At 50.5% G+C, this 8,933-nt stretch carries 1 protein-coding gene; it reads left to right on the plus strand.

Annotated elements, in window-relative coordinates:
* Positions 1–147: 147 nt before the first annotated feature.
* Positions 148–8,712 (plus strand): immunoglobulin domain-containing protein, encoded by an 8,565-nt coding sequence (locus M2447_RS13500; RefSeq protein ID WP_277559028.1) that lies wholly within the window; start codon positions 148–150, stop codon positions 8,710–8,712.
* Positions 8,713–8,933: the final 221 nt, after the last annotated feature.

An 8,933-nucleotide genomic window follows, 5' to 3' on the forward strand; every position in this document is an offset into this window, starting at 1 on the left:
AACGAAGCAGACAACCGGACGAAGCATTTTTCATTGAGGAACAACGTGGCGGTGTATGGGGGTTTTGCGGGGACGGAGACGTCGCTCGGAGAGCGCGACCTGGCGGCAAACGTGACAATCCTGTCGGGGGACTTTAACGGGAACGACGTGTATAACACCGACTCGGGCAGGTGCATATCGGGTAATGGGGAAAATGCCAACAGCGTATTTTATCACCCGTCGGAGATGGTGTCGCTGGACAAAACGGCGAGGCTCAGTGATGTGACGATACGGGGTGGCTCTGGCGGATCTGGTGTAAGTAGTAATGGCCGGGCTGCTTTTGAATTACTCCGGTGTGTGATTTCCGGAAATGCCGCTTCACGCTGGGGCGGAGGGATGTATAATGACAATAAGGCTAGTCCATTAGTGAGGGATTGCGTATTTAGTGGCAACACGGCGGCCGATGAGTATGCTTATTCATATCGCGGTGGTGGCGCGGCCTATAACGGCACACAGACGACTCCAGTATATGAAAACTGTATTTTTTATAAGAATACAGCCTTTCGTTATGGAGGTGCTTTATGTTTAGCTGGTGATGGAGGAACGCTGACAAATTGTATATTTTATAGAAACTCCGTAGGTGATAGCTCAACGTATATAAGTGGGGGTGCAATTTATATGAATATGGTGGCATCTGCGACAGTAACACTGGTGAACTGCACAATCGCGGAGAACAGTGCATCAGGGGGCTGTTCGGGGATATCTGCATCAGGAGCAAATAAAAAACTAGTCAATTGTATTGTATGGGGAAATACGGGAGGAAGTGCGCAAATTGCCACTGGCCTGACAGTGAGCCACAGTATCATTGAGGGCGGATACGTAGGGACGGGCAATTTAGATCAGGACCCGCTGCTGCAAAAATTTGAAGATTACGACGGAATGGTTTTTATAATTCCTATTGCGTTTGGGAGTTGCGCGGTTGAAGCGGGCATCACTCAAGCCGAACTTGGTGATTCTGCAGTATTGCCAACGGTAGACGCTAGGGGAGTGGATAGAACCGCTTTTGAAAGACCGACAATTGGAGCTTATGAGCCACAGGCAATCATACCCGATGACCAACCCTTAATTATGCCTTTGGTGGGCACAGGAGCCTATACTATTGGTTCTGATTATACACTCAATGTGGTGTGGAGTGAAACCCGTGCGGGAATGGGTTTTGTGTTCAAGTGGTATAAAGATGGAATTCTTGCCCCTATCGAAACAAGCAGTCGTTTGTCGGAGCAAGCATCCGTAATAGGAACTTCGAATTATCGCGTCGAAATCACACTTGATGATAAGTCATGGTCTGCGGAATATATGGTGACGGTTTATCCAGACGTAATTTATGTTTCTGGATCAGGTGATGATGTCGACGACGGTGCGACTCCGGCGACGGCCAAGCGTTCTTTGGACAAGATTTTAGCCAACCTTCCTTACGGCGGAAACTTCACTATCAACGTGCTTGGCGATTCCTCCGGGTATGCCGTCAATGATCTATATACGCTCACATCGGGCGTGACATTGAATATAGCTGACGGCGCGATCATAAAGTTTGCCGATGGTGCCGGGTTTAATGTTGAAAGTGGTGCTACCTTGAACATTGGCAACGCGACGCTCACTCATCTCGCCGATGACACTGTTGGGGGCGACACAAACGAGGATGGCAACCGCTCGGTGCCGAGTCATGATCAATACACCATAACAGGCTCCGGCCAGATTTCGATTTCGGCGGATTGCGATTTCCGTTTCAAAACGTTCGAATACGGTGGAACACTTTCAGTCGATCAAATTTGGATCGGGAACAGGGTTTATCGCATCACCTCCGATGTGGTTGTGCCAAATGGCGTGAGTTTGACGATCCTTGAGGGCGCTATTCTGAAGTTCGACCAAAGCAAGCGCATCACCGTGCAGGCAGGAGGTTCTCTATATGTGGCAGGTGCAAGGAACAATAATGTGATTTTCACCTCCATTAAAGACGATGTTCATGGTGGCGACACGAATGGCGACGGAATAAGCACTATTCCCTCAATGGGCGATTGGCGGAGTTTGCTCATCAGCGGCCATGCGGACTTCAGGCATTGCAAATTGCTTTTTGGCGGCAACACGAATTCAGGTTCCTGGTCGGGGACTGAAGGCGGTGTCATCACCTATTTGAACGGCTCAACAGGAGTCATTGACTCATGTCTGATTTCGGATGGAAAGTTTGATGGTGTTTCTTCGTATGCGACCAGTCTTTTGATGGAAAACACGACTGTGTTTTACTGCGACAGGGCAATCAACGTGCTGGCGGGAGAGGCCGATATGGTTAATTGTGTGTTCCATGGAATGACGGGAAACCATGGGGTTCTGGCACACGGTGGCACTGTGAGGATGCACAACAGTGTTCTTTCCAAGGTTTCCTCCAGCTTTGTTTATGCTGGTTCATCAATTACGATAAAGAACAGCCTTTTCTGGAATCCTGCTGGACACGGCCCGCAATCTTACAGCGCGGTTGGCTCGAATGGAAATCTGTGGGGCGATCCTCTTTTCCATGATGCCGAAAATGGCGACTTCACTCTGAAAATCGGCAGCCCGTGCATTGACGCAGGGGATGGCTCCGTGGCACCTGAACGTGATTACTTTGGGCAGGAGCGGGTTGATGACATGTATGTGGAAAACACAGGTGTGCCGGCATCAAACGGGGCGTGTCCGGACATTGGCATTCATGAAATGAGCGCTAATGCGGTTTCGGATGTTGATTTGGCGGTTAGTCAGGTTGTTATCCCAGCATCGGCGAATGTTGGGGATGTGATTCAAATACGATACACGGTTACCAACGTCGGCAGCCTGTCTGCGCGTGGAACCTGCCGCAGCGAAATCACGTTTGTCGGAAATTCCAGCATGTTCAATACAAGCGCGGGCGCAATCACATCGGCGCTTAGCCTTGAGCCTAGCGAGAGCGTCGAGTTGACCGCAAATGTCACCGTGCCGAGCTTGGCGGAAGGCGACTGGCATTTGCATCTTCTATTAAACTCCGACAGGACGATTTTTGAAGGGCGCAATACTGATAATAATCTCTACAAAACATCGGATGCGATACGCATCACGATGGCGGCTTTGGGTGGGACGACCACGGCTGTAATCAACGGCAACTCCATCCAAACGTTCAGAGTCGAGACCTCTGCCAGCGAGGCGGGCACAATTCTGATCTATGCGCCGGAAGGCCTGAACATCTACGGTGCATTGGGCTATGTGCCGGGTGTCGGACAGAGCGACATAAAGGCCGTTTATTGCGGCGACGGTGTCTATGCTGTCACCGTGCCCCAGACCGAGGGCAGCATGTATCTGACAATCGAGAACACGTCCGTTGAGGACAAAACTATTCAGATAGAAAAAACAACAGCCACATTGAGTGTCCTTGGCGCAAGCACAAGCACACTTCCAAATACCGGCCAAGTGACATTCTCAGTTTACGGTACAGGATTTACGGATGCATCGGCGGTGGAACTTCGCAATGGCACACGCACGATTAGTCCTAAAAACGTCAAATATATTTCTGCAGCCGAATTGTCCATAGTCGTTTCCCCAGAGAATGCAGTCTTAGGGGATTACGACCTAGTTGTTATCAATGAAAGCACTACCGCAACACTCTCCGGAAAGATACAGGTAAAGCAGGCTGCATTGGGCGGTGTGTTAAAAACTGACTTTTTGCTGCCAAGTGGTGCGCGTGCCGGGCGAGTGTTTTGGTTTACCGTGACATGCACTAACGTCGGCGATGCGGATTTAAGCATTCCAATGGTGACAGTCACTGACCCGAGAACAGCCCCACATAATTCATTAAAATTTTCTTTGGATGGCGAAAATTATCAGACTGAGAAGCTGCAATTTCTGAGCCTCGATAATAACGGAGGGTTCAGTGCCATCTCACCCGGCGAGAGCGCTACGACAATCGTCTATTGTCAGGTTCCTGCCAACATGACCGATAGTGTCGGTGTCGCCGTCAGAGGTAATACAGCAAATGATGACATGTCTACTTTGACTAATGACATTGATTATTATTTAGATGTGTCGTTACTTGCTCTGGCTAGTAATGTAGAAAATATTGAGGCAAATCAGACTTTGTCTGACAGGAAATCTATTTTAGGAAATACTAATGGAGAGTTTATTAAAAACTTGGTTTCTATGGCTCAAAAATGTCAAGAGAATGGAATAATTATATTAGAAACTGAAAAATTAAAAAACCACATTTTAGGATATAAAACAAACACAACAGAGCACTTTGTTTCAAAGCAAAACATAGCACTGAATAGAACAAATACCGAGGTTGCTGGACTTCGTAGTCAAGGCAAATCTTTGAATATTCCCATTTCCGGAAATAAAAATGTGCGTATATACATGTACGTGTCAGGTGCATGGATTGAAGTGACGCGTGAGGAAAAAGGAATGTTCTCTGAACAAAAAGACTTAAAATATGTGGTCCTTGCCCATGGTATGAATGATTCAATTATGAATTCAGCGTGGCGAAGCCTGGCGTCAAAATATTCTGCTTCTGATACAGTAGTATTTGGTGTTGATTGGTCTGATTGGGCTAAAGAAGGATTTGGCCTTCCCGGGAAGGCAATAAATCCGCGACCCAGCGCATCGCACATAAGAGAGGCTGCAAAACTTGCGTGGGGCGGTTTGGTGTTGCTGGGAATATCGGGCAATGAAGTAGGCAGCCGTATGTTATTAATCGGACACAGCCATGGTGCTCATTTAAGCGGTCATATGGCGAATGACTTCGGTGCCGCAAGGCATGTAGGACTGGATACGTCAACACTGCAGTGGAAGAACGTTAGTGTTCATAATGGCAGTGAATTTTATCCTGCCGGTAAACTAAAATCAGAGTATTATAGGACGTCTCAGATAATGGGACGTGATGATGCTTATGCCAATGAGAATTATATAATCATTAGGCCGAGAGACCTTGAGGATGATCCTGGGTGGGGTTTTGTGGACGACCTTGGTCGGCATTCATATGCAGTGGAGTGGTTTACCAATAATTCAATTAATGGAAAACTCATAGAGGAAAAGACAAGCGGAAAAATCACGAACGAAGAGAAAAAATTTAACGGCCTGTTTGTTTCTTCAGGTGAGTTTGAGGGAACCAATAAAATTGATTCACCTAAATATACATACCATTTTAGGTCATCTAATTGGACGAATATGTATAGTGTTGCAGCAAAGGCTGCGGACGTGATTGGCCCACCTTGCCCAGTTACCGCTTGGGAAAAAGGCAAACCAGAGACACTCAATTTCTCGGCGCTAGACACTTTTTGGGCGCAAAGCCTTATGGATAAAGCAATTGTAAAAATACGCACATTGCCAGTTGCAACAGCCAAGGTCTACATGCTTAAAGAAAAAAGTGATAACCTTCCTCCCCCAACATGGGAAACATATACTGACAATAGCCTGTATGATAAGGTCGATATTGGCATTATCGAAGGAGTTCGCGATTCTTCAGATTTTTATAAGTTTTCTTTTCAAAACATAACAATACCACATGATGCGTTTGGCCCAGAATTTGGTTATGTAAATAACAATGGAGGTAACATGGTCCCATTCGACGAACCTATTTGGATTGTAACAGAATATAATATAGGAGGCAGTTTGGAGGTGTGTTCATCGGATAATTATGGGATTGTCAAGGGAACGCTGAAAGGAGGCACACGTCCTGTAGCGGCCATAAATGGAAATACTAATGATAATTTTGTTTTAGTAAAAAAATATTCCTACACACAGAAGGAATTTTATAATTTGTTGAGCGGCCAAAATATTATGGAAAATTATACATTTAATGCTTCTAGATCGGCAGCTGCCCCAGGTCGAAAATTGATCAACTATAGATGGACCAACAGATGGGGTGAGCTAGCAAGTGGTGCGAACTATAGTTTTGAAATTTCAAAGGCACGGGAGGCTACCTACGACATTTCGCTGACCGTTACTGATGATAATGGCTATACTGATTCAGTAACGGGATGTTTGCAGGTTACTATCGAAATAATTGGTGACACCTGCGCCTGCCCTCACCATCCCTGTGTCGGCACATGCAATTGCGGCAAATGCACGCCACTTCCTGCTGGCAAAGACCCTAACGAAATGTCTGGCCCTACCGGGGCAGGCGAATTGCGTTATATAATTCCAGGCGAGTGGCTTGATTTTAAGGTATATTTTGAAAACATGGCTACGGCCACGGGCGCGGCACAGGAGGTGCATGTCAACAATGCGCTCAGCCAGTATTTGGACTGGAGTTCGTTTGAATTGGCCGAGGTTTCGTTTGCCAACCAGATCGAGATGGGTTTGCGCGGCTTGAAGAGCGGCCAAATCGAGGTCGCGCAAAAGGGCACCAGCACCAAGGTGCGCGTGGAGGCTTCGTATAGCGAAAGCACGGGCAAGGTTTATTGGTATATGCGGTCGGTCGATCCTTCCACCGCCGACAAGTGGCCGCTTGATCCTTATGCGGGTTTCTTGCTGTCGAACGACGAGACAGGACGCGGCGAGGGTTATGTGGCTTATCGCGTAAAAGTGAAGGCCGACGCGCCGCATAATGTGCGCATCGACAGCAGTGCGGAGATCGTTTTCGATTACAACGATCCCATCGTCACCGATCCGGCCTGGTTCAACACCGTGTATGCCGAGGGATTGACTGCTCCGGAAATCACCATGCAGCCGTCCGATTCAACCAAGGCTCTCGGGGCTTCGGCGTCGTTTACTGTGGCCGCCACGGGTTATGAGCCGATGTCGTATCAGTGGTATAAGGATGGCGTTGCGATTGATGGACAAACATCCGCGACGCTCACGCTGTCCAGCGTGCTGGCTGGCGATGCGGGCGTTTACACGGTCACGGTCACAAACATTTTTAAGTCGGTCACGAGCGAACCGGCTTCGTTGACGGTGTTGACTCCGCCCGAGATTGTCTGGGCGCCCAACGCCGGCAGCCAGACCGTGCAGGATGGCGCGACGGCGACGTTTGCGGTGGATGTGACCGGCGGCAGCGCGCCGTTCACCTATGAGTGGTTCAAGGACAATGTGCTTATCGCGAGCGCTACCGCCGCCTCCTACACCACGCCGGCGACATTGCTCTCCGACAATGGCGCGGTTTACAAAGTCGAGGTTTCCAATGCCGCCGACACCGCCTCGCTCAATGCCACGCTCACCGTCGTTGCGAGTCCGAAGACTATTGCGGATCAATATAAATCGCAAATCGAGGATCCGGGCACGCCGACGGTTACGATATCGGGCACGGTTGATTTTTCGCTGGTTGGTGGAATCACGATTCCGTCCGGCAAAACAATCGTGGGCGCGGATTCCTCCTCAACGATCATCGGCGACATTACCATTCCGGCGGGCGCCTCCGATATCACCATCAAGGGCGTGAATATCACTGATGGCGCATTGGCCATAACGGGTGCGTCCGAGGTGGATATTTTACATTGCACGTTTGTTGACGCGCCTGTGTCGATCTCCGGAGGCTCGGATAACATTTCCTTCTCGTGGAATGAATTCACGGCCACGGCCACTTCGGAGGGCGGCGGTTCCGCCATGACGATCAGCAACGCCGGCGCTGTCATCGGGATCGCGCTTGAGCACAATCTCTGGGGCGACGGGTTGAAATTGGCCATGCCCGCCGTCACCAACGCGCGCGTTCACATGTATAACAACTACATCGCCGCGACCGGAAACACGTCCGCGACCGTGGCGGGCGCGCAGGCGCAGGTGCTTTCGCTGCACAATATCTACCAGGGCACGCGCGATTCGCTCGTCACGCAATCCGGCGGGCTCGTGCGTGCTCTCGACAATTTCCCAATCTCAACATCGGGATCGATGGCCGCGGGCGGGGACAGGGTGTTTGTGCCCTCTTACTCGTATGTCGTGCATCCGGCCGGGAGCGGCGAGCCGTTGAGCGCGAGCGAGCTCGCCTCGCTTGTCCAGAATCACGCGGGCAACACCGCCGGCAAGGAATCCACCACACCGGCATCGCAGTTGTCGGCCAGCATTGGCTTCGTCGGCGCCGCGGAAATCAGCGGCAATCCCATTCTCAACTCCGACGTGCCCGCCGGCGGCAGCTTCACGCTCTTGGGCGAGCCGCGCAATTTCACGCCGGTCTCCTACCAATGGTATCGCGACAACTTCTCCATTTCCGGCGCGACGGGCACCAGCCATGTCGTGAGTGGCGCCACGAGTTCCGCCCATGCCGGCATTTATGCTGTTGCGATGACGGCAAGCGCGGGCGAGATCGTTTTCTCGAAGCCGTGGTCGGTTACCGTCGGACCGATTGCCGCCCCAGTCATCGTTGCCCATCCGGTTTCGCAAACCGTCAATACGGGCGGCGAGGCGACCTTCGTCGTCACGGCGACAGGGGAGGGATTGTCCTACCAATGGCTTAAAAATAACACGCGCATCAGCGGCGCCACCGGCTCCTTCCACAGCATCGCCGGTGTCCAGACATCCCATGCCGGCAATTACAGCGTCATGGTAATGAATCCGTCGGGCACCGTCACCAGCAACACTGCCACGCTTACGGTTACCAACACCGGCGGCAACGGAGGCAACACTGGCGGAAACAACAATTCCGGCGGAGGAGGTGGTGGTGGCGGCGCGCTGAGCCTCTGGTGGATGGCGGTGCTCACGACCTTGGCGGTCTGGCGCATCATCGGACGGAAACTCGCGCAGTAACTGGGTCCCTCCCTTTTTGCTGAATGATTTTTGCTATGACTTTGCGGCGGATTTTACGCTGCAAGGTCTTCCGCTTTTCCTTTTTGGAAACTTTTCCGCACTAACTGATCGCGATTTGTATCTATTAACCTAAAAAGGAAAATGAAAAAGAGAGCCAGGCGGGGGTAAATGAGGTAAGAGCAGGGAGATGGAAACGCCAGCGCCCCCGATTTGCGCTCACC

It is taken from the genome of Ereboglobus sp. PH5-10 (genome assembly GCF_029504735.1).
Lineage (GTDB): Bacteria > Verrucomicrobiota > Verrucomicrobiia > Opitutales > Opitutaceae > Ereboglobus.